The sequence below is a fragment of the Alkalihalobacillus sp. R86527 genome (assembly GCF_042466185.1).
Taxonomy (GTDB): Bacteria; Bacillota; Bacilli; order Bacillales; family Guptibacillaceae; genus Guptibacillus.
The window spans coordinates 2,612,818-2,633,654 of sequence record NZ_JAXHBW010000001.1; the positions used below are offsets into that span (position 1 = coordinate 2,612,818).

23 protein-coding genes are annotated in these 20,837 nt (G+C 41.4%); 6 read left to right on the forward strand and 17 right to left on the reverse strand.

Going from position 1 to position 20,837, the window contains the following annotated elements:
• Positions 1 to 6: 6 nt before the first annotated feature.
• The 4 genes from SJY16_RS13420 to SJY16_RS13435 form a co-directional block, all read right to left on the reverse strand.
• Positions 7 to 240 (reverse strand): hypothetical protein, encoded by a 234-nt coding sequence (locus SJY16_RS13420; RefSeq protein ID WP_377889893.1) that lies wholly within the window; start codon positions 238 to 240, stop codon positions 7 to 9.
• 71 nt (positions 241 to 311) lie between these two features.
• Complete coding sequence (locus SJY16_RS13425; protein WP_377889895.1) at positions 312 to 1,196, reverse strand: aminoglycoside 6-adenylyltransferase; 885 nt, start codon at positions 1,194 to 1,196, stop codon at positions 312 to 314.
• 78 nt (positions 1,197 to 1,274) lie between these two features.
• Positions 1,275 to 1,529, reverse strand: coding sequence for a hypothetical protein (locus tag SJY16_RS13430; protein ID WP_377889897.1), 255 nt, complete (start codon positions 1,527 to 1,529; stop codon positions 1,275 to 1,277).
• An 89-nt stretch (positions 1,530 to 1,618) separates the two neighbouring features.
• On the reverse strand, positions 1,619 to 2,470 hold the full coding sequence (locus SJY16_RS13435; protein ID WP_377889898.1) for an MBL fold metallo-hydrolase: 852 nt from the start codon (positions 2,468 to 2,470) through the stop codon (positions 1,619 to 1,621).
• Between the two features lie 152 nt (positions 2,471 to 2,622).
• Here SJY16_RS13435 and SJY16_RS13440 point away from each other — a divergent pair, with 152 nt between their 5' ends.
• From SJY16_RS13440 to SJY16_RS13460, 5 genes are all read left to right on the forward strand, one after another.
• Positions 2,623 to 3,291 carry a peroxiredoxin gene (locus SJY16_RS13440; RefSeq protein WP_377889900.1) on the forward strand — a complete coding sequence of 223 codons (669 nt, stop codon included), beginning with the start codon at positions 2,623 to 2,625 and terminating at the stop codon, positions 3,289 to 3,291.
• A 153-nt stretch (positions 3,292 to 3,444) separates the two neighbouring features.
• The gene (locus tag SJY16_RS13445; protein WP_377889901.1) at positions 3,445 to 4,878 is read left to right on the forward strand and encodes a spore germination protein; all 1,434 of its coding nucleotides are present in this window, start codon (positions 3,445 to 3,447) and stop codon (positions 4,876 to 4,878) included.
• A gap of 4 nt (positions 4,879 to 4,882) precedes the next feature.
• A complete protein-coding gene (locus SJY16_RS13450; protein WP_377889903.1) occupies positions 4,883 to 6,043 on the forward strand; it encodes a Ger(x)C family spore germination protein in 1,161 nt (386 codons plus the stop codon).
• Between the two features lie 2 nt (positions 6,044 to 6,045).
• Entirely contained in the window at positions 6,046 to 7,149 is a 1,104-nt protein-coding gene (locus tag SJY16_RS13455) for a GerAB/ArcD/ProY family transporter (RefSeq protein WP_377889905.1), read from the forward strand.
• On the forward strand, positions 7,146 to 7,352 hold the full coding sequence (locus SJY16_RS13460) for a hypothetical protein (RefSeq protein ID WP_377889907.1): 207 nt from the start codon (positions 7,146 to 7,148) through the stop codon (positions 7,350 to 7,352). The genes SJY16_RS13455 and SJY16_RS13460 overlap by 4 nt, the downstream gene beginning before the upstream one ends.
• 48 nt (positions 7,353 to 7,400) lie before the next feature.
• On the opposite strand, the gene SJY16_RS13465 is transcribed toward SJY16_RS13460, so the two are convergent.
• Complete coding sequence (locus SJY16_RS13465) at positions 7,401 to 7,832, reverse strand: AhpC/TSA family protein (RefSeq protein ID WP_377892238.1); 432 nt, start codon at positions 7,830 to 7,832, stop codon at positions 7,401 to 7,403.
• A 308-nt stretch (positions 7,833 to 8,140) separates the two neighbouring features.
• On the opposite strand from SJY16_RS13465, the gene SJY16_RS13470 reads away from it, so the two are divergent.
• The gene (locus SJY16_RS13470) at positions 8,141 to 8,563 is read left to right on the forward strand and encodes a VOC family protein (protein WP_377889908.1); all 423 of its coding nucleotides are present in this window, start codon (positions 8,141 to 8,143) and stop codon (positions 8,561 to 8,563) included.
• 71 nt (positions 8,564 to 8,634) lie between these two features.
• Here SJY16_RS13470 and SJY16_RS13475 read toward each other — a convergent pair whose 3' ends face one another.
• From SJY16_RS13475 to SJY16_RS13530, 12 genes are all read right to left on the reverse strand, one after another.
• On the reverse strand, positions 8,635 to 10,275 hold the full coding sequence (locus SJY16_RS13475; protein ID WP_377889910.1) for an alpha-glucosidase: 1,641 nt from the start codon (positions 10,273 to 10,275) through the stop codon (positions 8,635 to 8,637).
• Position 10,276: 1 nt separating this feature from the next.
• On the reverse strand, positions 10,277 to 11,128 hold the full coding sequence (locus tag SJY16_RS13480; RefSeq protein ID WP_377889911.1) for an alpha/beta fold hydrolase: 852 nt from the start codon (positions 11,126 to 11,128) through the stop codon (positions 10,277 to 10,279).
• Positions 11,129 to 11,270: 142 nt separating this feature from the next.
• Positions 11,271 to 13,241, reverse strand: a complete 1,971-nt coding sequence (locus SJY16_RS13485; protein WP_377889913.1) for a phospholipase D-like domain-containing protein — start codon at positions 13,239 to 13,241, stop codon at positions 11,271 to 11,273.
• 294 nt (positions 13,242 to 13,535) lie between these two features.
• Positions 13,536 to 13,742 (reverse strand): helix-turn-helix transcriptional regulator, encoded by a 207-nt coding sequence (locus SJY16_RS13490; RefSeq protein ID WP_377889915.1) that lies wholly within the window; start codon positions 13,740 to 13,742, stop codon positions 13,536 to 13,538.
• The gene (locus tag SJY16_RS13495) at positions 13,743 to 14,144 is read right to left on the reverse strand and encodes a hypothetical protein (protein ID WP_377889916.1); all 402 of its coding nucleotides are present in this window, start codon (positions 14,142 to 14,144) and stop codon (positions 13,743 to 13,745) included. It abuts the gene before it with no gap.
• A 238-nt stretch (positions 14,145 to 14,382) separates the two neighbouring features.
• Complete coding sequence (locus SJY16_RS13500; protein ID WP_377889918.1) at positions 14,383 to 14,730, reverse strand: DUF4260 domain-containing protein; 348 nt, start codon at positions 14,728 to 14,730, stop codon at positions 14,383 to 14,385.
• Positions 14,727 to 15,128, reverse strand: coding sequence for a hypothetical protein (locus tag SJY16_RS13505; RefSeq protein ID WP_377889919.1), 402 nt, complete (start codon positions 15,126 to 15,128; stop codon positions 14,727 to 14,729). Before SJY16_RS13505 ends, SJY16_RS13500 begins: the two co-directional genes overlap by 4 nt.
• Positions 15,125 to 15,865: an ABC transporter permease gene (locus SJY16_RS13510; RefSeq protein ID WP_377889921.1), complete on the reverse strand. Its 741-nt coding sequence runs from the start codon at positions 15,863 to 15,865 to the stop codon at positions 15,125 to 15,127. Before SJY16_RS13510 ends, SJY16_RS13505 begins: the two co-directional genes overlap by 4 nt.
• Positions 15,862 to 16,770, reverse strand: a complete 909-nt coding sequence (locus SJY16_RS13515; RefSeq protein ID WP_377889923.1) for an ABC transporter ATP-binding protein — start codon at positions 16,768 to 16,770, stop codon at positions 15,862 to 15,864. Before SJY16_RS13515 ends, SJY16_RS13510 begins: the two co-directional genes overlap by 4 nt.
• A 355-nt stretch (positions 16,771 to 17,125) precedes the next feature.
• Positions 17,126 to 18,271 carry a mannitol-1-phosphate 5-dehydrogenase gene (locus tag SJY16_RS13520; RefSeq protein WP_377889925.1) on the reverse strand — a complete coding sequence of 382 codons (1,146 nt, stop codon included), beginning with the start codon at positions 18,269 to 18,271 and terminating at the stop codon, positions 17,126 to 17,128.
• A gap of 2 nt (positions 18,272 to 18,273) precedes the next feature.
• On the reverse strand, positions 18,274 to 18,711 hold the full coding sequence (locus tag SJY16_RS13525; RefSeq protein WP_377889926.1) for a PTS mannitol transporter subunit IIA: 438 nt from the start codon (positions 18,709 to 18,711) through the stop codon (positions 18,274 to 18,276).
• Between the two features lie 2 nt (positions 18,712 to 18,713).
• Entirely contained in the window at positions 18,714 to 20,825 is a 2,112-nt protein-coding gene (locus SJY16_RS13530) for a BglG family transcription antiterminator (RefSeq protein ID WP_377889927.1), read from the reverse strand.
• Between the last annotated feature and the right edge of the window lie 12 nt (positions 20,826 to 20,837).

Below are 20,837 nucleotides of genomic sequence, written 5' to 3' on the forward strand. Positions count from 1 at the left end.
ACGGGGTCAGGCACGTGCCTGACCCCATTGATATGCATTTCCAGAGAAATAAACATCTTCATTATCTTTAAATGTATAGACGACTTCTTCGCGTTCGGGATGGAAGTAGACGATGAGAAAGTCACCACTCTGATCTTTCATTCGCTTACCACAATTATACATCGGATAGTCGCCGATTTGTAAAGAATCGCAATTTAATTCTGACGTGATCCACTCCATCACTAATTCTTTCTCATCCATAACTGCCCCCTATACCTGTTTCTTCTTAAGGCTCCTTTTCCACATTTTGGGTGTGTTGAAACATGAAATTATTATATCTCGATCTCATCAGCCTCAGGATCCAACTCCCTAACTTTCTGTAAATAGTTTGTGATATTCATTTCTACTTCTTTCGGACATTCAAACCCAAGCTCACTTCCAACATCTCTACATAATTCCATGAAGAATTCATTCATGTTGATGAGGGCATTCCAGTTCTCCTCAAGATCAGCTCCTGCATAAGTCGCTTCAAGCTTTTCCCATGTTTCTGCATCGAGATAACGCTTGAACCACCTTCCGCATTTATTGGGGTTTACTTCCCAGTTAAATCTAATCCCTAAGGACCATTCGAGTATTTTCTGTAAGTATTGAAATCGCATCACATTATCGAGCATGTATTTCGCAAAGAACAATTCATCACGCCATAGGCTTTTCGCAACATACGTGGTGTCCCACCAATAACTATTGACCAGTTCCTGAAATTCATCTTGCGTTGGTTTTTTGACAAGAAATGCTTTGTTACTTGGCGTCATCATTCCTTCTACGATCTGGTCCTTATCTAATAGAACCTTATAACCCAAATCGTAGTGAGGTGGCAACTCCTCAAGCTCAGCAATTTCTTCCAACGATTCTGTGGTAGAAATTTGGAAATCGACTCGCGTTCCATCCATATACATAACAAGTCTCGTGATCCATCCTTCATTCTCCCTCGGAATAAGCGGAACTGTAGTCATACTTTCACCAAAACGTTTCATCCATGTGTCATCGCTCAAAAAGTAATCCAGATCCTCTACAAACACTTCAATATCATAGTCTGTAAACACATCCCGATAAGCATGAGGATTCGCACGAGAACTTGTCATCAATAATGCCCGAATATTCTCATTTGCGGTCCCCCATTCCATAAGATCCATCAACATTCTTTTTTGATCTTTCACCTTTCTTTCACCCGCTCCCTTATTCTTTTGCAAAGCATTATGTACGAAAATCCGAAGCTCTTGCTTCGGATTTCCGACTTAGAATAGTAATCCAGCTATTGCACCTAATACACCCAAAATAATCACAAGGATAACCCAGAAGATCGCAAAGATTACGATAATCCACCCTGCTAGCTTTCTACCTGTTTGGATTAGGTAAATACCAAGGACTAGCGGACCGATGATCAAACCAAGAATTGCCCATACAAAGGCACTTTTGTCTCGTTTTTTTGCATCTACATATAAATAAATAGCAATAATGATATTAATGAGTAAACCGAATGATAGTTCCATGTCCTCACCTCAATTCTCTCTGTTGGTAAAATGATACCCCAAAGAAAATTCGATTAAACAGAATAAGACTTAGGAAGTTTCGCTTAGCACTAAATTTCCACGTTCAACGTGTCATACGCAAAGGAAATCATTTTGCCCCTTTCCTGCATCTTCTTTTCCAAGGTTACAAGTTCGTCATACCCCAACTGATCAGGCTCTTCTACGTGCGTTAAATAAACTTTTTTCACATTCAGCTTATCTATGATTTCAAGCGTTTGTTCAAAAGTCGCTTCCTCACTTAGAACAGGATGAATTTCTGAGATTTGTCTCTCCCCAGTGAACGGATTGAATTCAAACACCCCGGTCGGAATAATAGCAAGATCAAGTTCACCAAGGTCTGGTGGATTCCATCCATATAACTCATCCGGCGCAATTAGGATTCGCTGCTTTCCATCCTCGAATAAAAATGCGTACACATAATCCTCTGATAGTCGAAATGGTGTAATCGTTACACCATTCAACGTAATTGCTTCCCCATCCGTTAGATGGTTTATAGCAATATAATTCTGACTTTCAAAAAAAGCGAGATGTTCACCTGATCCTAACCTCGTTTCAAAGTCGATCCCTACTTGTTGAGGTAAATACACATTTGTTGTTGTTCCCTGAGGAGGATAATTGATCCAATCAGCATTAATCGTTTCAAGCACTCTTCTCCCCATCACATGATCTGGATGCCAGTGAGAATAAAGCACACCATCAACCTTCTCCACGTTCGAACGATTCAATTGCATATAGCTGTCCTCAGGCGTATCGATCAAGACATTCGGACCATGAACAAACAAACTAGGTCCAGATCTGCTGTAAGGAATTCCTTTTTCTCTAGCTTCTTTACATACATCACAGGTACATAGTGGGCGAGGGGTAGCCATTGCTCCACCAGTCCCTAAGAATTCAATCTTCATTTTCCCACTCCTCTCTTTTCAATCAGTCTATCGAAATTCCTAATGGAAAAAAAGAGAAATAGTAGTAAAGTTTTACACAAGATTCATTACGTATTACTCAGTTTACTTCTCAGCAACTGTGGAAAATTCGTTGTAGAACGCATTAAAGGAGGATGAAGAACACGATGTCTGAAACTGAAACCACCTACCAGTTACCAAGAATCGGATCACCCGCACCAGACTTTTCTGCAACAAGCACGCTCGGTAACATTTCTCTCGAGGACTACAAAGACAAATGGTTTATTTTATTTTCTCATCCAGCGGATTTCACTCCTGTATGCACAACGGAATTCGTTGCATTTCAGGAGATTTATCCAGAGCTTCGTGAACTCGGGGTTGAATTGATCGGTTTAAGCGTTGACAGTGTCTCCTCACACCTTGCCTGGATCCGAAATATTGAGAAGAACTTTAACAAAGAGATTGAGTTCCCTGTTATTGCAGATCTTGATCGAGAAGTTGCCACTAAATACGGGATGATCATGCCAGGTGAAAGTCAGACTGAAACGAGCCGAGCTGTCTTCGTAGTGGATGATAAGCAAGTGGTTCGTTCAATCATTTATTATCCTCTAACAACCGGCCGTAACATGAAGGAAATCTTAAGACTTGTAAAAGCCTTGAAAACAACGGATGACAAAGGCGTTCCTACTCCAGCAAACTGGGAACCAGGAGACAAAGTACTCGTGTCTCCGCCTAAAACGGTAGAAGCGATGAACGAACGGAAGATGGACCCGAACCTTGAGTGCATCGACTGGTATTTGTGTCAAAAAGAATTGAAAGAGTAATGATGAGATAACAACTTAAGCAAAAGATAGAGGCCACTCAAACGAGTGGCCTTTTCGTATTTTCAACACTTCCTTATTTTTCATTGATCAGCATATTAATGACCGGATTGCACAAAGTAATGCTATATACATAAATCGAAGGAGGTGATGGCAATGTTCAATTTGAGAAAGAAGGTTTCCTTTCAAACACGGCTCGAAAACATCAAAAACACGTTCGGACAACCTGATGATTTAATTTGCCACATTGTTGAAAAAGGGACTATTTCTCTTGCCATCATCTATTTCAAAAGCCTCGTGGAACAAGATGCGCTAAAAAGGGGCGTTGTCAAGAAGATTCAAGCTTGTCCAGACGATGAAAACATACTGGAAAATTACCAGAACATCGTTACGTCGCCTACCTTCCTAAAAGAGTCAGAAGGAGAATTATTAAATGATATTTTAGAGGGAATGGCCGTTATTCTCTTAAGCAACACCACATCACACATCGCTTGCGATGTATCGTCTACTGAAGGCAGGGATATCGTTCCCTCAGAGACTGAAATAAATATAAGAGGACCTCACGAAGCATTTACCGAAAGGCTCGACAAAAACCTTGGCCTCCTTCGCATGAGGGTTAGAAATAAGGATCTTCGCTGCATCACCCTGCAGCTAGGGAACTTAACTAAAACAAAAGTAGTGGTCAGCTATATTGAGGGAATCGCTCCACAAGAGATAATTGAGGAAGTATTCAACAGACTCAACAAGATCGATATCAACATCATACTTGAATCACAGATGATCGAAGAAACGATCGTGGATAGTAAGCTTTCCCTTTTTCCTACGATTTCGAATACTGAGCTTCCAGACAAAGTAGCATCGAGACTCATAGAGGGGCGTATTGCTATTCTCACAGAGGGCACTCCATATGTATTAACTGTCCCATCTCTTTTTACTGAGTTCTTCCAAGCTCCTGAAGATTATTATCAACGTTGGGACGTGTCCTCTTTACTTAGAATGTTACGATTCACAACGTTTATCTGGGGAACTCTCGTACCTGGCCTGTTCGTCGCACTTACGACTTATCACCAAGAGATGATCCCTGGCCTCCTCTTATACAGTTTTGCAGCACAGCGCGAAGGTCTTCCATATCCATCGCTCGTTGAAGTACTGATCATGGAATTTATCTTTGAGGTTCTCCGTGAAGCTGGAGTTCGAATGCCTGTTGCGATCGGCTCAGCCATTTCGATTGTTGGAGCCCTTGTCCTCGGACAGGCAGCAGTGCAGGCTGGATTAATTTCAGCTGCTGTTGTTATCGTAGTGTCACTCACAGCCGTCGCAAACTTTGTTACCCCCGCCTATAATTTTGGAGTAACCGGAAGAATCCTTAGATTTGGCTTCCTCTTCGCAGGTGGAATCTTGGGATTCTATGGCATGTTTTTCTTATTTTTAGTCGTTCTAATTCACGCAGCTTCCCTTCAATCCTTTGGAGTTTCATATCTTACGCCTTTCGCACCTCTGAATTTAAGGGACTTAAGAGATACGTTTGTTCGTCTCCCTGATAGCTGGGTGAAAAACCAACTACCTAAAGGGATCGAAAGAAAGGAGTAGTGAGATGAGAAGAACAGTCGCTCCTTTTTCATGGATTCTCATTCTGCTTCTTCTTGCTGGATGTTGGGATCAGAGTGATATTTCAGAACTGGTTATCGTGGATATGATGGGGATTGAGAAAGATCAAGACACAGATGAATTCATCGTGTATTTTCAAATTGTAAATCCAACTTCGTTTGCAACTCAGGAAAAACGAATGGATTCCAGCCCTGTCTATACGTATGTTACCAAGCATAAATCGTTAAAAGCTGCAGTAGATAAAGCAAGTTTGAAAGTACCGAGACACTTGTTTTTTTCAAAAACAAAAGTCCTTCTATTATCGAATGAATTGAAGGTTTCTGACATGGAAGAAATCTTCAATTTTCTTGATCGAAATAGCGAAACAAGAGCACCAATTCAAACAGCGGTCTCTCTCCAACCACTTTCTGAAACAATGTTTAGGTTAACAAAGATAAATTTTCTTCCGGGACAATGGATCTACGAGAATTTCCAGGCCTCAAAGAGGCATTATACTGCGGTCCATACACACTATAGGATTCGAGATAACGTCGAAAAATACTATAGAGATGGAAACCTGTTATTTCCTGCGATCGTTTTCCTTGATGAGAACGGAGAACATCCGGATTTCCTTAAAGAAGTAGATACAAGTAATGGACATGCACAGTTTGTGGGTGGGCTCGCATATCAAAAAAATGCAGACCCCGTTTCACTTAATAATGAAGAGATGGCACTCTATCATCTTCTTACTAATCAACTTAACCAGATGCCACTGACAGTAATGAAGGATGAAACAGCAGCACACTTTTTAGATATCAACAAATGCAAAAGCAAGAAAAGAACAATAGGAAAGAATCCTCATCGCTTTCAATTTAAAATTTCATGTAAAGCTGATTTTCTAAATAGTAAAGTCACAGAGGCTTTGACGATGAAAGCAATCGAAAAGATTCAGAGTGAAGCTGAGAAAAGTCTTGAGAAGAAGCTTATCGCGTTGACAGAGAAGCTTCAACAAGAACAGCTAGATCTACTGGGCTTGTTCTCGAGATACTCTTCAATGAGTAACGATGAGAAACGAACAGCATTTAAAGGAGCTACCTTAACATATGACCTCAGCATCGTCGTGAATGATGTTGGAAATATTATTAATCCATATAGCGAGGAGGAATAGAGATGAAGGATACAACCTACAACCATTTAACAACGTGGCAATTCTTCTTGATCGCAACTAACTACTTGATCGGACCAACATTTTTCGTCCAGATGAGCGGATTGATAGGTGCGACGAAGCAATGGTCCTGGATTCCTCCTATGCTTGCCTTTCTCCTTAGCCTCGGAGTCATATGGCTTTGGCTGCACCTCTTAAAAAGACATCCAGGAAAAGATCTCGCAGAAATTACAATTAGTCTACTTGGTCAGAAATTCGGATTTCTTATTTCATTGACCTTTATTTATTTCTTCATTCTAATCGCTTCTCTTGCTACAAGGAACGTTGGAGATGTTATAACGACGGTCTCCATGGACTTCACTCCTACCGTTGTTTTCAACCTCCTTACAATTACAGTCGCCATCTATTTGCTTTCGAAAGGACTAAGAACGATGGGGCGAACCGTCGAAATCTTAACGCCCTTTCTCTTCATTATTTTCTGGGGTTCTCTCTTGCTCGTTATAGGAGAGTGGGATACAGAGAGAATCATCCCATTACCAGGATCATTTGATATGAATGCCATCGGAAACATGACGATCGCTTTTTTCAGCTTTCCTTACCTTGAATTTCTACCGATTATCATGCTGATTCCACTTACAAGAAACATCAAACGAACAAGAAAAAGCGTCTATCTTGCAAGCTTTGTCACTACTTTATCAACGATCGGTGTAGTTTTCATACTGCTCGGAACGATCGGTGATACGAGAATTTCAAATTTAACGTATCCAACGATGGCATCCGCTCAAGAAATTAGTCTTTTTCGAACGATCGAAAATCTCGATGTTTTTGTATCGGCTATACTGATTACGACTGTACTTATCAAAGTCTCGATTCTCCTATATGCAGCATTTGTTTTTATGAAGCACGTCTTTCGCTTTCCGTATAAGATTCCGCTCTTGATCCTGCTGCTATTTACTACGACCGCTTTCTCAATGGGAGCACACGACAATATCGTAGAAAACATCGCATATGCGAAAACACTCGTACCGATCTATTCCGTAATCCTCGGCATTCTCCTGCCGTTACTACTGCTCGGCATGTCATATATACGAAAAGGTGCACAGTCATGAACATCTTCATATTTCTTCCTTTTCTACTATTCTTCCTCACCATGACGATCTATTTATTAGTAAAGAAAGATCGTCTTAACTTACTCAAATTCTTATTGATGTCATTCGTAACAGGATGGATCTGGTGGACGTGGTCCATGGACAAGTTAATCGATCCCCTTTACCCAGTAAAGCTACTTGCCAAAGGCCTTCAAAGCCTTTGAGAACATATAACAACAACCCCTAGCGCAGACCAGGGGTTGTTATCTACCTCAAACTTTTTGAAGAACAGTATCGATTTTCGCATGATCTTCCGGCGACGAATCAACATGGTGCCAGATGAGCTTTCCTTTTTCGGAATATACGTATGTTCCACCTTGTATATAAACATCTGCTTTTTTCATCGAAGTTAAGACTACTTTCTTCTGACGTTCATCGTCCGGGATGAAATTCTTCACCTTCCCAAATATGAAACCAACTACAGCTTGTGAAAGGAGTTTCCATTTTGGTGAAGTTTTATGACCAAGTTGAGTATAAGCCTCTTTGGTAGGATCTCCTAAAATAGGAAATGGAAACGGACCGAATGCTTCAAGAAATTTCTTTATGAATTCAGCATTCGATGGCGCGATGGCGTACACGGTAACGCCTTTGTCTTGAAATTCATCAATTCGCTCACGCAACTGCGTAAGATAATCTCGACAGATTGGTCAACCGAGATGACGAACGAAAACCACCATAGTTTTGTTTTTCTCTTCGATCATCTCATCAAAAGACATGGCATTGTTAGATTGTGTTTCGAACGATACGTTCACTCTACATTCCCCCAATCTCACTTATTGTATCGATGTTTACGCCCCCTTATCAAGAAAACAGATCTCCTCTCCCTCCATATATTAATACGTAAGTAAATAAATTGAACGGAGCTCGAATCTTCAAGCTCATTTTATTTTCACGAAACTTTTTGTTACAGTCACTCGTAAATAAGACAATTCCATCACTAAGGAGGACAACTATGTTTCGAGTTGGCAGTATTTTCATTCCTGTAACAGATTTGGACAAATCGATCGAATGGTACGAGGATAACCTCGGTGTGACGAAGATTGACAGCTGGGATGGTGGTGTCGGATTCTATTTTCCAAACGACAATACACAGCTAGCCTTAATTCAAGTGGATGAGCCGCAGCCCTCTGAATTTACGGTTAGTCCCAATTCGAAGAACGGATATTTCAATTTCCTAGTCGATGATATTGAAGAAGCTTATGAGAAACTAAACGAGAGCGGTGTCGTCACAACTGAAATCGAAGCCTTCGGTGGCATGAAGGTGTTTGATTTCTTTGACTTAGATGGTAACCCGTTTAGCGTTGTGAATGAATGTAAGGACTCGCCTTATCATCGTGAAGAAGTTCGAAAAGCACAAAAAAGTACATCGTTTTAACGAAAAGAGCGCCCCAGTTATGGGCGCTCTTGTTTTACCATTCATTATTTATTATCGCGTATACTTTGAGATCATAAGGCGATTTCATAAATCCTAGCTTCATGAGGTCTAAGAGAGGTATTCTTCAACACATCTTTATCCGAAACATCATTGTAATTTGCAAGAATCAGCCGCTCGTTACTCTCATCGATCGTTACATCGATATCAAAGATCGTATGATCGTCACTGCAGTTTAAGATAATGAGCCAACGTGTGCCTTCAAACTGTCTCGTATACACATACAGCTTTTCTTGCCCCTTCGATAAATCTGTATAATCACCATAAATCATGACCGGATGCTCTTTCCGGAGTGCAATTAAGTCCTTATAGTAGCTAAAGATCGAGTCTTCTTCAGAAAGCTCACGCTTCACATTGATCATTTTATAGTTCGGATTCACATTGATCCACGGTTCACCTTCTGTAAAACCAGCCTGTTCGGTTTCATCCCATTGAATTGGTGTTCTAGAATTATCACGACTTAAAGGCAATAAGCTTTCAAACACTTCTACAGGATTGCGACCTTTCTCCACTTCTTCTCTATACTTGTTTTTCATGGCGATATCATTGTAGTCTTCGATTGTATCGAATCGAACCCCGGTCATGCCGATCTCTTCACCTTGAAAAACGTATGGAATACCAGGTAGTGTATGAATCATCGTCGCAAGAAGCTTGGATGATTCTTTACGGTAACGGTTGTCATTCCCATATCTCGATACCTGACGTGTGTGGTCATGGTTATTCAAAAACTGTGAATTCCATCCTTTTCCATAGAACGCTTTATGCCACTTCTCCTGGATCTCCTTGTATCTCACCATGTCCCATGAAGGCATATCATCTGCGACTTCAAAGTGGAAGAGGGTTTTTAACTCATTCCGATCTTCTGCTACGTACTTCAATCCTTCTTCAGGCGTAACAAATGGGATTTCTCCAACGGTTAAGATGTCGTAATGGCGAAGAACCTTTTCGTTCATTTCTTTAAGATAGTCATGAATTCCAGGGTTGTTTGCTAGATAATCCGTATACTCAGGATTCTCCGCATTTGGAAAACCATCGATCTTAGCAAGAAGATTAATCACGTCCATACGAAACCCATCGATCCCCTTATCGAGCCAGAAGCGCATCATGTCATAAATCGCCTCACGCACTTCTTCGTTCTCCCAATTGAGGTCTGGTTGCTCGACGGCAAAGGAATGGAAATAATACTGACCAGTTCCCACGTCGTATTCCCATGTGGATGGGGTGAAATAAGAACGCCAATTGTTTGGTTCACTCCCATTCACCGGATCTCTCCATATGTACCAATCTCTCTTTGGATTATCGATCGATGATTTGGACTCTAGGAACCACTCGTGTTGGTCAGATGTATGGTTCACTACAAGGTCCAATATAACTTTTAGTCCCCGCTTATGTGCTTCATCTAACAGTTCTTCGAAATCCTCCATCGTGCCTGCCTTTTCCATGACCGAGTAATAATCAGAGATATCATAGCCGTTATCACGATCTGGGGACTCATAAAACGGATTGAGCCAAACAACGTTCACACCAAGTTTTTCAATATAATCTAGCTTTTCGATCACACCTCGTAAATCGCCAACGCCATCTCCACTACTATCATAGAAACTGCGCCAGTATACCTGGTATACGACCGCTTCTTTCCACCATGTTCGTTTCAAATTAGTTCCCCTCCTTGATGACTTTCCAATTCTGCTTAATGATGCTAAGTATGTATTCGGGCTGATCCCAATGAAGCATATGCGTGCTTTCAGGGATTTCTTTTACAATCCCGTTTGTGCTTTCTTTGAAAATTCCAGCCATCCTTTTTCGCTCTTCCTCCCGATTATGAGGAAGAGTGGCTCGTAATAACAGAATCGATGAAGGTAGCTCATGATAGAAATCAACAACCTCATGTTTGTGCATCGCTTTTATGATACTGCTCCCCGTATAACCCCTTGCATGCCAGTAATACTTACCGTCTTTCTTCCATACTAAATCTTCGGCAGCTCTGTCTAAAGCAGCAGACCTTCTCGATACTGACCCGTATACAGCATGCGCTTTAAACTCTTCCCAAGTGTCAACACAGTCTTCAAAATCCACTTCATAAAAGGCAGCTTCTTCGTCCATCGATTGCATGGACTCTCGCTTACTCTGATACCCTCCATCTAGCAGCATCGAACCTATTACCTTATCCCTATAATTCTTCACATAAAAAAGCGCAACGAAACTTCCCCAGGAATGTGAAAGGAAATAAAATCTCTCAATGTGTAGAGAATCGACCACTCGATCTACCCACTCTACCATTTCTGGCATCTCATAGTCCTCTTCTCGATCGAATGGATCAGTTTGCCCGTGACCTGGTGCATCTACTGCGAAAACGTGGAAATCGTCCTCTAACCCTTCTGCGATTTCAATAAAACTTAAACTCGTGCTCCCGAGGCCATGTAAACAAAACACGACCGGGTTACCGCTCTCTCCCCACTCCGTAACTCTGACATCTTTGCCGCCTATCTTTATGCAATAACGATTCACGTGCTTCTCCCCCAACTCAGTACCTTCACATATTCTACCCATCATTGTAACAGATTGACAATTCGTAACGGGAGGTTGCTTTTTCATAAACAAAAAAAGAGCACGAAATCATTTCGATTCCATGCCCTCATCTTATTGGTCATTAGTTTACCGTTCCACCTGCTTGAATATATCGTGCGTTGAACTCCTGTACAAATTGATTCGTAATCGCATCATCGTGGATGATCAGCATATTTTCGTCATTCACGTCGTTACCGTTTGTGCTCCAGTTTGTAGAACCAACAATGACTGTTGGATCACTGTTTGTATCAGCATCAACTAGCATCGTTTTACTATGAAGCTTACGTGCTTCAGCATCCTTGTATACAGGAGCTGCATTAGCCCAGCGAATGTTGGGGTTGTTTTCACTTCCAGTTACGGTACGTCCTGTCATTTCAACACTTGCAGACCACCACTGGTTCCAGAAGTCACTTGAGAATACACCTTTTACATCAAAGCCAGTACGTGTTCCCTGCTGGTCTTGGTAAGAACCTTCCCACTTATACTTCAACTCATCTACAAGAGTTTGATCACTCCAAGCGAAGATTGTGAAATAGGTGTTGAGGTCAGCTTCTGTTTTTACGAGTTCAGCCATCCGACCGACCGCATCGTCTCCAGCGGAGAAGTAAACTTCAACCGTTTTACCGCCGATCGTAACTTGATGGGTTGTGTTATCTACTTTACGCGGACCAAAGTTAGCATTAGATGTACTTGGTGATAAAGTAGAGGTCCCCCACATTTCGTTAAACTCAGTTTCATAGATTGAAGACAACTCTGAAGAATTCACTTCTACGACATGCTGTTGGTTACCATCAAGAACGCCGTTTGTCATGTTTTCTTCAGAACCATAAAGACCTGTTACTGTAAAATTCCAGCTTCCAGTAAATACCCATTGGTCATCAATCAGTGCAAATTTATTGTGCATCTGGTTATCAGGAGAATAATACGTTCCGTCTGATTGTTGCTCCGCTTCTACAAATAAATAGCCAGTCATCTCAGTATTCCCAACCATAATCGTACGCTCTTTGAAATCATCAGGTGAAGAAGGTAGGTTATGATCCGCACGTAGATTTGTATCTTCAACTGCTAGCATTGGAGAATCAGAGAATACGTGAATATCGTCAGCCGTTCCAACAACCATATCTTTTCCTCGAACCATTTCTTCAACATACAGTCGCATCGTCTTAAAACGGTCTACATAGTGAGGGTCCGTCGCGTCTTTCGAATCAGCGATCACTCGTACGTCAACACCTTCAGACGCCTTCTGGATCAAAACATCAACTACTTTTGGCAAGTTGATCTCATATGTAGCGAAATCGATGCTTGTCGTCGCAGCGTTAATACGCTTTAACAAACGATCTTCAAGGTTTACATTATAGTTAGCTTCGTTTCCTGCATCCGCATATTGATTCATCGCACATTTATTGAAGTAAACGTTGATTGCGTCAGGTGCTTCAGATACTTGATTAAGGTGCTCAGTCGTATCTGTACAAGCTTCGCCCCCGCCAGAACCACCGGATCCACTTGTGTTAGATGAAGATGGTGTTCCTTTTCCTTCACTGTATGAACCAGTCGATGTTACCCAGTTAGAAGCATCCGATCCAGCTACTCCTGGATCCTGACGCTCCATCGTCGCCTTCGTATCGTTGTCACCCTCGTGCCACGCGTCAACGTTATCGATCAATGCCCCGTTATCATCGCGAAGATTCATATTTTCGCCAGAGTTGCTTAGTGCACCACTGTAAATATGATCAGCCGTAACGCCAGAAATCGCATTATCATCTGTTCGTTCAAGTATGTAATAACCATCTGCTGGAATACTGCCAGTCAAGTTTATTGAAGGACTGCCATCTGTTGCGTTTAGCGTCCAACCGTCTAGTGAGATAGCGCTACCAGTATTGTTATAAAGCTCGATCCACTCATCGTTGTAATCTACTGTCGTGCCCATCCATGCGACTTCATTGACAACAACGTCCCCATTCGTCGCTGCATGAACCTCGTGTGGCGTCATCGATGGGGTAATAACAGTTAGTACCATACTGATGGACGCTATGATCATTCCCAATTTCTTCATCGTGTTTTCCTCCCTGAGATGTCCTTTGTGTAACGCTTTCCACACTATCCTACAATTTTCGACGAATTTTTAATATACTTTTAATGAAAATATTTTGTAAATTTCTAATTTACATACTACGCACTAGTGCTAATAACTCAGGCAATAGTAAGGCGCTTACATTTTTGCCAGTAAGCGCTTTTGTTTGGTATTATTTTGACACCTTCATACATCTTTTAGAATATCAGCTCTATGTTGAGATGTTCATGGTGTATGAAGAAAATCAAAGATAATAATTCAGTACAGTGAACAGCGTTATCGTAAATCTTCTTCTTCTAGAATAAACACATCTTCTATTCGCGCATCTAGTTGTTTAGCAATCTTCATAGCGAGTTTAAGAGATGGATTATACTCACCTTTCTCAAGAAATACGATTGTTTCTCTTCGTACATTTACTCTTCTTGCCAGTTCTGCCTGCGTGAGCTTATGCATTGCTCGTAGCTCTTTCATTCTTGTCAGCATTTACTGAAAGCCTTTCCTTCTAGCGAATAACCAGTTTACTCCGAAACTCAGGATCATGAATGCAAGCCCTAACATAATCAGGTCGTCCTTCTGAATGTAAGAATGGAACGCAAACAAGACAAGCCAGAAGATAAGAGAAGCATAATATGAATATCCTGCTGCAAACATTTTCACCTTTTTCGAGAGTTCATCATCGTGTGGTAACCCAGCCTTCACATCTTTTCTAAGATTTAAAAAGATTGGAATTAAAATAAGCATGGTCACCATCATCGCGATCGTCATCACTAACTCAGATGTTCCTGTCGCACCGGTCCGAAACAACATGACTATCTGAAATAGAAGACCACCAATAAGAGCAACTGACAAAACAGAAAAAATCGTTAAGGCAATTTTGGAATTCAATTCACTTCACTCCCTTTGTTAGAAATAAGTAACCTTATGTTATAAATATATAACATTCGGCTACATTGTGCACCTTTTTCTTCAAAAAAGTAAAAAATAATATTTCACGTTGGTTTGAACTTGATAATTATAAAGGCATTCCTGGTGCAAATCACCGTGAAAGAAACAACCCCGCACATCTTCGTAGTGATGTGCGGGGTTACTAAGTATTCGGCTCTATAAATCGTCCTTTAATCTTCTACACCTTCTGTAAATGTGTAACCTTAAAATCCTCTGCTGACTTTAATCCATAACCAATCATGCGATCCATTCCTATATGAGCTATCCAAATGAGCCCAATAGCTATTAAAAGGGTTTGCTCACCTATCAAACTAACTAGAAGCATGGCTAATGGTAGACTATATGTGTGTAAAACGTTATAGGCATAGGAGCCTACTTTCATTCCGAACAGATATCCCACCATCGCGACATCAGGAGCGAATAGTAACAGCAGGAATAGCCACCAACTCACATTCGTTTCAGAATAACAATAAATAGACAAGATCAATACTACGAATCCTTCTACGTGTAAAAAGAGTTTCGTCAATTAGGGATCACCTCAGAATGAAAAGCTGATGGAACGTCGTAACAAACCTTAACGCTACACAACACTTTCGTATTACTATCATACGTAAGAACTTCTTTTGTTTGCTCTTTACTATATTCTTTCATAGCTTCAGAGGTTTGGAGAATAATGGTGTAGTCAAACGATTCAGCCCTGCTCTTACTCTCTTTGGCCTTTTGAACGAGCTCCAAAAACTCTTCCGCTCCAAATACTGCAAGCGTTTCTTCTTTTTGTCTCACGATCACTTGATCCATCACACCGAATTCGGTACCGAACATCTGGTTAACCGCTACTTCTATATTGGACCTTAGAGGTGAAGGATCTGCACACCCTGTGATGAATAGTAGAAGTACCAAAAGCCCTAAACTAAACCGAATCACTTATCACTCCACCTGAAGAACCGTGAAGCAAGGACAGTAGAAACTACCGAAATACCAAGTAACACACCTACTTCGAGTCCGTAGTCTGTGATCGGTCCATTATTCCATGTTCCACGAAGCATTTCCACCACATAGTAAAGCGGTAAAGCTTTGGCAACATTTTGTAGGATAGTTGGCATAAATTCCAGCGGGAATGCAGCGCCAGATAAGAAGAGCATGATATTTAAACATAGCGAGCTGATCGCAGCAGCAGCCTGTGTGTTTTTTGCAAGAGAAGTTAGGAACAACGCAAACGGGAAGAAAGCAAGAATACTTACTAACAATGCAAGCAATGTGCTCCCGATGTATACAGGTAAGGTCAGATCATACATCAACATTCCAAATACCATGAGCAGCAATGCAGACACCACAAAGATGACAGAACCCTGGAATGTATGTGCAGCTAGAATCATCCATGAGCGAATCGGCGTTGATTGGTATCTCCTTAGAACACCAGTCTCACGGTAGCCTGTTAAGACTGTCCCAAGTGTAAAGAACGAGATCGTCACGATGTTTACTCCAATCCATGAAGGAACAAACATTTCAGCAAATGAGAGACCGTTCAAATTGTTTTCTCCAAACATAGATCCGAAAAGCCAGATCATGAGGACTGGAAAGAGAAACGTCCAAAATACACTGAGTCGATCTCGAAAGAACATTTTCGTTTCCAAACTTGCAAGCTTCATCATCGCAGTCATGCTGTTTCCTCCTTTTCAAGAAAATGAACAAAGAGATCATCGAGTGACCCTTTTTCAAACCTGAAGTTTTGAATTTGAATGCCATTGTCATAGCAATATTTAAAAATATAGTACGCTGTCGTCTGTTGATCTTCACTTAATACTTTGTATGAATGGTTCTCGACTTCAACGCTGACTACGTTCGGTAGAGAGATAAGGAAATCATATTCAAGCTCCTCCGAATCGAACGCAAGATAGTGGACAGGGATTTGATTCAACAGCCCTTGTGGTGTATCTAACGCTCTTAACTCGCCGCTATAGATCATCGCAACACGATCACATAACTTCTCAGCTTCCTCCATGTAGTGTGTTGTCAATACGATCGTACACCCTTGTTCTTTCAACGCACCGATCAATCCCCAAAGTTCTCGTCTAGCATGTGGATCAAGTCCCATACTTGGTTCATCGAGGAAAAGAATTTCAGGTTTATGAAGAGTTGCAAGCGCAAGCGTCACTCGCTGTTTCCAACCACCAGACAAGTCATCGAACATCACATTCATCTTTTCATGAAGTCCCAAAAGCTCTATGAGATGATCCTTCTGAGTAGTTGGATAAAAAGATGCAAACAGATCGATCGCTTCTTTCACCTTCATCTTCTTCTGAATCGCCGTCGCCTGAAACTGAACACCAATCCTTTTGTTCAATTCACGTAATTGTTTGTGTGGAGTTAATCCAAGCACAGAAAGCTCACCGCCATCTGGCTTTCGAACCCCTTCAAGCATTTCGATGGTAGTCGTTTTCCCCGCTCCATTTGGACCAATGATGCCAAAGATCTCGCCTTTCCGTACACTCAAAGAAATATCTTTCACTGCATGAACATTGCCGTATGATTTTGATAAATGATCTACTTTGATTACCTCTTCCATTACAAGTCCCCCCAACATGAATTTCACGGACATAAGCTTCCAGTTGATTGATATGATAGTCTTCAACTTCTAATACGTTAATCCTTCACAATAGTTTCAAATCTTTATGAAAAAAATGGAAGAATGGTCATTTTTTCTTTTATCGGCGATAGTTAGCATATATCAGCGATAGTTTGATTTTATCAGCGGAATAGAGATTTATATCAGCGAAAATGGCCGTTTTATCGGCGATACTTTGTTTTTATCGGCGAAACCGCAGTGATCTCTTATTGCAAGAGGAGAGCCCCTCATTACCGTCAGGGCTTTGATGATTCATAAAAAAAGCTGCCGAGATATTCTCGGCAGCTTTGGTCTACTACTTCATTTCATCATATTGCTTTTTAATTAGCTCAAATAGTGGTGAACCTTCTTCAACGTCTGTGAAGGTTGTGATGGCTTTTGAAAGTCCTTCATTCTGAATGACTTCCTGGATTTGAACTGCTTCTTCGTCCTCTTTTGGATCGAATAGAAGAGCGGCTGCTATTCCTTTTGCTAGGAATGTTGGCTCTGTACCTATTTCCATCAGTTGACTTGCGGGTCCTGTTAGACGATCCTTTGGACCGATTTTACGGATTGGAGCACGTCCAACTCGTGTAACTTCATCAACAAGATGAGGGTTCTCAAATCTAGCAAGAATCTTCTTGATATACGTACCATGTACTTCAGGGTCAAAGCTATATTTATGCTGAAGCAACGCTCCTGTTTCTTCTAAAGCACTCTTTACATCACTGTAGATGCTGTCATTTTCAAGTGCAGCTTTGATTGTATCTGCACCTGACAAATAGCCAAGGTACGCAGTCATCGCATGACCAGTGTTAACAGTGAATAGCTTACGCTCGATATATGGAGCAAGGTCTTCAACGTATGTGATCCCTTTGATCTCTGGTACGTCTCCTACCATCATCGTCTTATCAACAGCCCACTCATAAAACGGTTCAACCGCAACTGTTAACGGATCTTCATGAGTTTGGTTCGGTACGATTCGATCGACCGCTGCATCTGGAAAACCAGCATATTTCTCAAGAGAAGAACGCTGGGTTTCCTCCATTTGGGATGCGATCGCTTCTTTTAACAGTGTACTTCCACCGATCATGTTTTCACACGCAATGATGTTGACTGGCGCTTTCTCAGAATCGATGCGTTTCTCAATTCCATCTTTTATGCTGCTTGAAATAAGCTTAAGAACAGTTGGTCCAACTGCTGTCGTAATGAGATCAGCTTCAGCAATCGCATCAACAACACCTTTTGGATTCGCTTTACTGTTGATCCCTTTAACTTTATCCACTACGATTTCTTCACGCTCTTGGCCAAGAATTTCAACCGTGTACTGCTTTTGTTGATTCAGTTCATCGATTACTGTTTCATTAATATCTACAAAACAAACATCATAGCCTGATTGTGACAATAGCTTGCCAATGAACCCTCTCCCGATATTTCCAGCACCAAAGTGAACAGCTAGCATGATTAATTCACCTCATTAAACATTGAGATAAATGTTTCTTTATCTTCTGCTTGAATGAGCTTCTCTACGTTCTCTTCTTCAGAACAAACGATTGCGATCTGAGACAGGATTTCAAGGTGCTCGTTATCTTTTCCAGCGATTCCGATGATGAGCTTTGCGATATTACCATCGCCAAAATCTACGCCTTCACGTAGTTGCACGATTGATAAACCTGAATGGTTTACTGCTTTCTTCGCATCTTCTGTACCATGAGGGATCGCTACGAAGTTCCCCATGTATGTTGTCGTGATTTTCTCACGTTCAAACATCTGGTCAACGTAACTTTCCTCAACATACCCTTTGTTCACTAGAATATCTCCTGCAAGACGAATGGCGTCTTCCTTTGTTGCTGCTTTCTCGTTTAGTACAATATTTTCTTTAGATAGAATGTCGTTAGCCATTATCATTTCTCTCCCTTAATACTTAATTTGTCAGTAATGAATTCTCTTAGCTTTTCTGCTAAAAAGATCTGTATGCGTTCCTCATTTTCTTCTTCAAACAACGTGATCGTTTCACTAGTTTCAATGACGACTGTGCTAATAAAACTCATAATCTCAATTTGCTCTGAAGTCGCTTCTTCAGGTGCGAGCTGAAGCAAAATCGTGTCCATGTCGATTTCAGTTTCATCCATTGCCTTCCGTTTAACAGGTTTCTGCAATCGGATAATAGAAAAGGTCGGCTGAAGAATAGCTGGCGTACGTGTATGAAACAACGCTAGAGACGATTCCGGAATTCCAACGCCGCCTAGTTCCTCACGCTTTAGAAGTGCTTCAGTAACTGCGTCGGAACTCGTAATGGTATTACCCTTTTCAAGACGACTACACTCTTTTTTCAGCAACGCCACTATGTCTTCTTCGTCACCTTCAGTTAAGGTTAAGTGCTTCATAATCGAAGAAGCTGTCTCGCTGTATGCTGCTGACCTAGTAAACCAGTCCGCTGCCTGATGTCCAGATTGAAAGCTGCTTTCCTTCTCTTTCAACGCATTCTTCCTACGTGTAACGTTGGACTTTTGAAGTACAGTACGGATCCCTCTTGCTTCTTTCTCAGATAGAAATGGACTCACTTCAATATATTCGGCATCAATGTCACGTAAAGGAATCGTTGACACGATAAGATCGAAAGCATGAAGATCTTCTTTCTCTAACTCAAACAGTGACACACTCTTTACATCATCGATCTCATGAAATTCTTGCTTCAACCGCGTTGCAAGCATTTTGGATGTTCCGATTCCGCTCGAACAAACGGCAAGAATACGTAAGTTGTTCTTTTTATTCCAGCCTTCAAGTGCAGAACCGAAGTGAAGAACAAGAAAACCAACTTCTTCATCCGGAATCGTTACACCGTTGAAGACATTTCCAACCGCCTCTTTGATGACCTTGAAAAGCTCGGGGTAGTCTTCCTTAATCTTCGTTAAAAGCGGATTGTGGATGCTCATTTTCTGATTAAGGCGATGAGTAGCTGGACCTAGATGAGTGACGAGCCCCTGAAACAATGAATCGTTCGATTCGAGCTCGACGTTAATGTTGTCACTAACTTCTCTAATCAACTGTCTCGCCTTCACTGTGATCGGGTAATTCGATTCCTCTAGATAATAACTACTAGAACTTCTGAGCTTTGCCCCTCGCAAGTGCATGGTGATATAGCCAACCTCTGCTTCTGGAATCGGGATTGAGAAAAAGTCCGCCATTCGTCTACTAATCGTCTCAGCTGAATGGAACTCTTTCGTCTCTTTTAGTGACGAGAGGTAATCCGACTCCATCTCGATCTTCTCACCTTGCTGAATCCGTTCAATCGCAAGTGTTAAGTGGACGATAAGCCCAATATAAGCACTATCCGCCATCATATAAGGAAGATTGTTGTTCACTCCCCCTACGATTGCTTCCACTTGATGAAGCTTCTCGCGATCGACCAGACCAAGAAGTTGGTCTGAAGCAGACTCCATCACATCGCCTTTTGATTTCTTTTGAATCGATTGCTTCAATAATGTAAAGAAATCAGAATCATTGTATTCTGTCGTAAGCAAGGAACTGATCGCGTGTCGTTTCAACGCTTCTGCGCCTTCGACCTGTACACCGTAGCCCCGCTTTCGAATTAACGAAAGTTGCATACTGTGGAGCCAGTCTTCCACTCTGTTCAAATCGTTGCTGATCGTCGCAACTGTGACTCTAAGGTCATTTGCTAACCCAATGAGTTTAATCGGCTCATGCGATTCTAACAGCTTACATAAAATCAATGTTTCTCGCTCATTTTGTGTGTACTCGGTAATGTCTAAGTTATACAAGTACCGTTTGAGTTCATCACGCTGAGAAGGATGTCCATCAAACTGGACACCCACCCCCGCTTTTTTCATCAGTTTCAACTCGTATTCGTTCACAACATCTTCAAGGCCCGATAGGTCTCTATGAACAGTGCGTTCACTTACTTCGAGTTGCTCTGCTATTTCCTTTACGGTATAGAAATCGTCCGTTTCAAGCAAAAGTTGTAAAATACTTCTTTCCCTTGCAGAGAGTAACATACGATTCCACCT

What these genes read in the sequence shown, in the direction of transcription:
- SJY16_RS13420 (WP_377889893.1), bottom strand. Translation starts at nt 240, where the DNA reads ATGGATGAGAAAGAATTAGTGATGGAGTGGATCACGTCAGAATTAAAT.
- SJY16_RS13430 (WP_377889897.1), bottom strand. Translation starts at nt 1,529, where the DNA reads ATGGAACTATCATTCGGTTTACTCATTAATATCATTATTGCTATTTAT.
- SJY16_RS13435 (WP_377889898.1), bottom strand. Translation starts at nt 2,470, where the DNA reads ATGAAGATTGAATTCTTAGGGACTGGTGGAGCAATGGCTACCCCTCGC.
- SJY16_RS13440 (WP_377889900.1), top strand. Translation starts at nt 2,623, where the DNA reads ATGAAGAACACGATGTCTGAAACTGAAACCACCTACCAGTTACCAAGA.
- SJY16_RS13445 (WP_377889901.1), top strand. Translation starts at nt 3,445, where the DNA reads ATGTTCAATTTGAGAAAGAAGGTTTCCTTTCAAACACGGCTCGAAAAC.
- SJY16_RS13450 (WP_377889903.1), top strand. Translation starts at nt 4,883, where the DNA reads ATGAGAAGAACAGTCGCTCCTTTTTCATGGATTCTCATTCTGCTTCTT.
- SJY16_RS13455 (WP_377889905.1), top strand. Translation starts at nt 6,046, where the DNA reads ATGAAGGATACAACCTACAACCATTTAACAACGTGGCAATTCTTCTTG.
- SJY16_RS13460 (WP_377889907.1), top strand. Translation starts at nt 7,146, where the DNA reads ATGAACATCTTCATATTTCTTCCTTTTCTACTATTCTTCCTCACCATG.
- SJY16_RS13470 (WP_377889908.1), top strand. Translation starts at nt 8,141, where the DNA reads ATGTTTCGAGTTGGCAGTATTTTCATTCCTGTAACAGATTTGGACAAA.
- SJY16_RS13485 (WP_377889913.1), bottom strand. Translation starts at nt 13,241, where the DNA reads ATGAAGAAATTGGGAATGATCATAGCGTCCATCAGTATGGTACTAACT.
- SJY16_RS13490 (WP_377889915.1), bottom strand. Translation starts at nt 13,742, where the DNA reads ATGCTGACAAGAATGAAAGAGCTACGAGCAATGCATAAGCTCACGCAG.
- SJY16_RS13510 (WP_377889921.1), bottom strand. Translation starts at nt 15,865, where the DNA reads ATGACTGCGATGATGAAGCTTGCAAGTTTGGAAACGAAAATGTTCTTT.
- SJY16_RS13515 (WP_377889923.1), bottom strand. Translation starts at nt 16,770, where the DNA reads ATGGAAGAGGTAATCAAAGTAGATCATTTATCAAAATCATACGGCAAT.
- SJY16_RS13520 (WP_377889925.1), bottom strand. Translation starts at nt 18,271, where the DNA reads ATGCTAGCTGTTCACTTTGGTGCTGGAAATATCGGGAGAGGGTTCATT.
- SJY16_RS13525 (WP_377889926.1), bottom strand. Translation starts at nt 18,711, where the DNA reads ATGGCTAACGACATTCTATCTAAAGAAAATATTGTACTAAACGAGAAA.
- SJY16_RS13530 (WP_377889927.1), bottom strand. Translation starts at nt 20,825, where the DNA reads ATGTTACTCTCTGCAAGGGAAAGAAGTATTTTACAACTTTTGCTTGAA.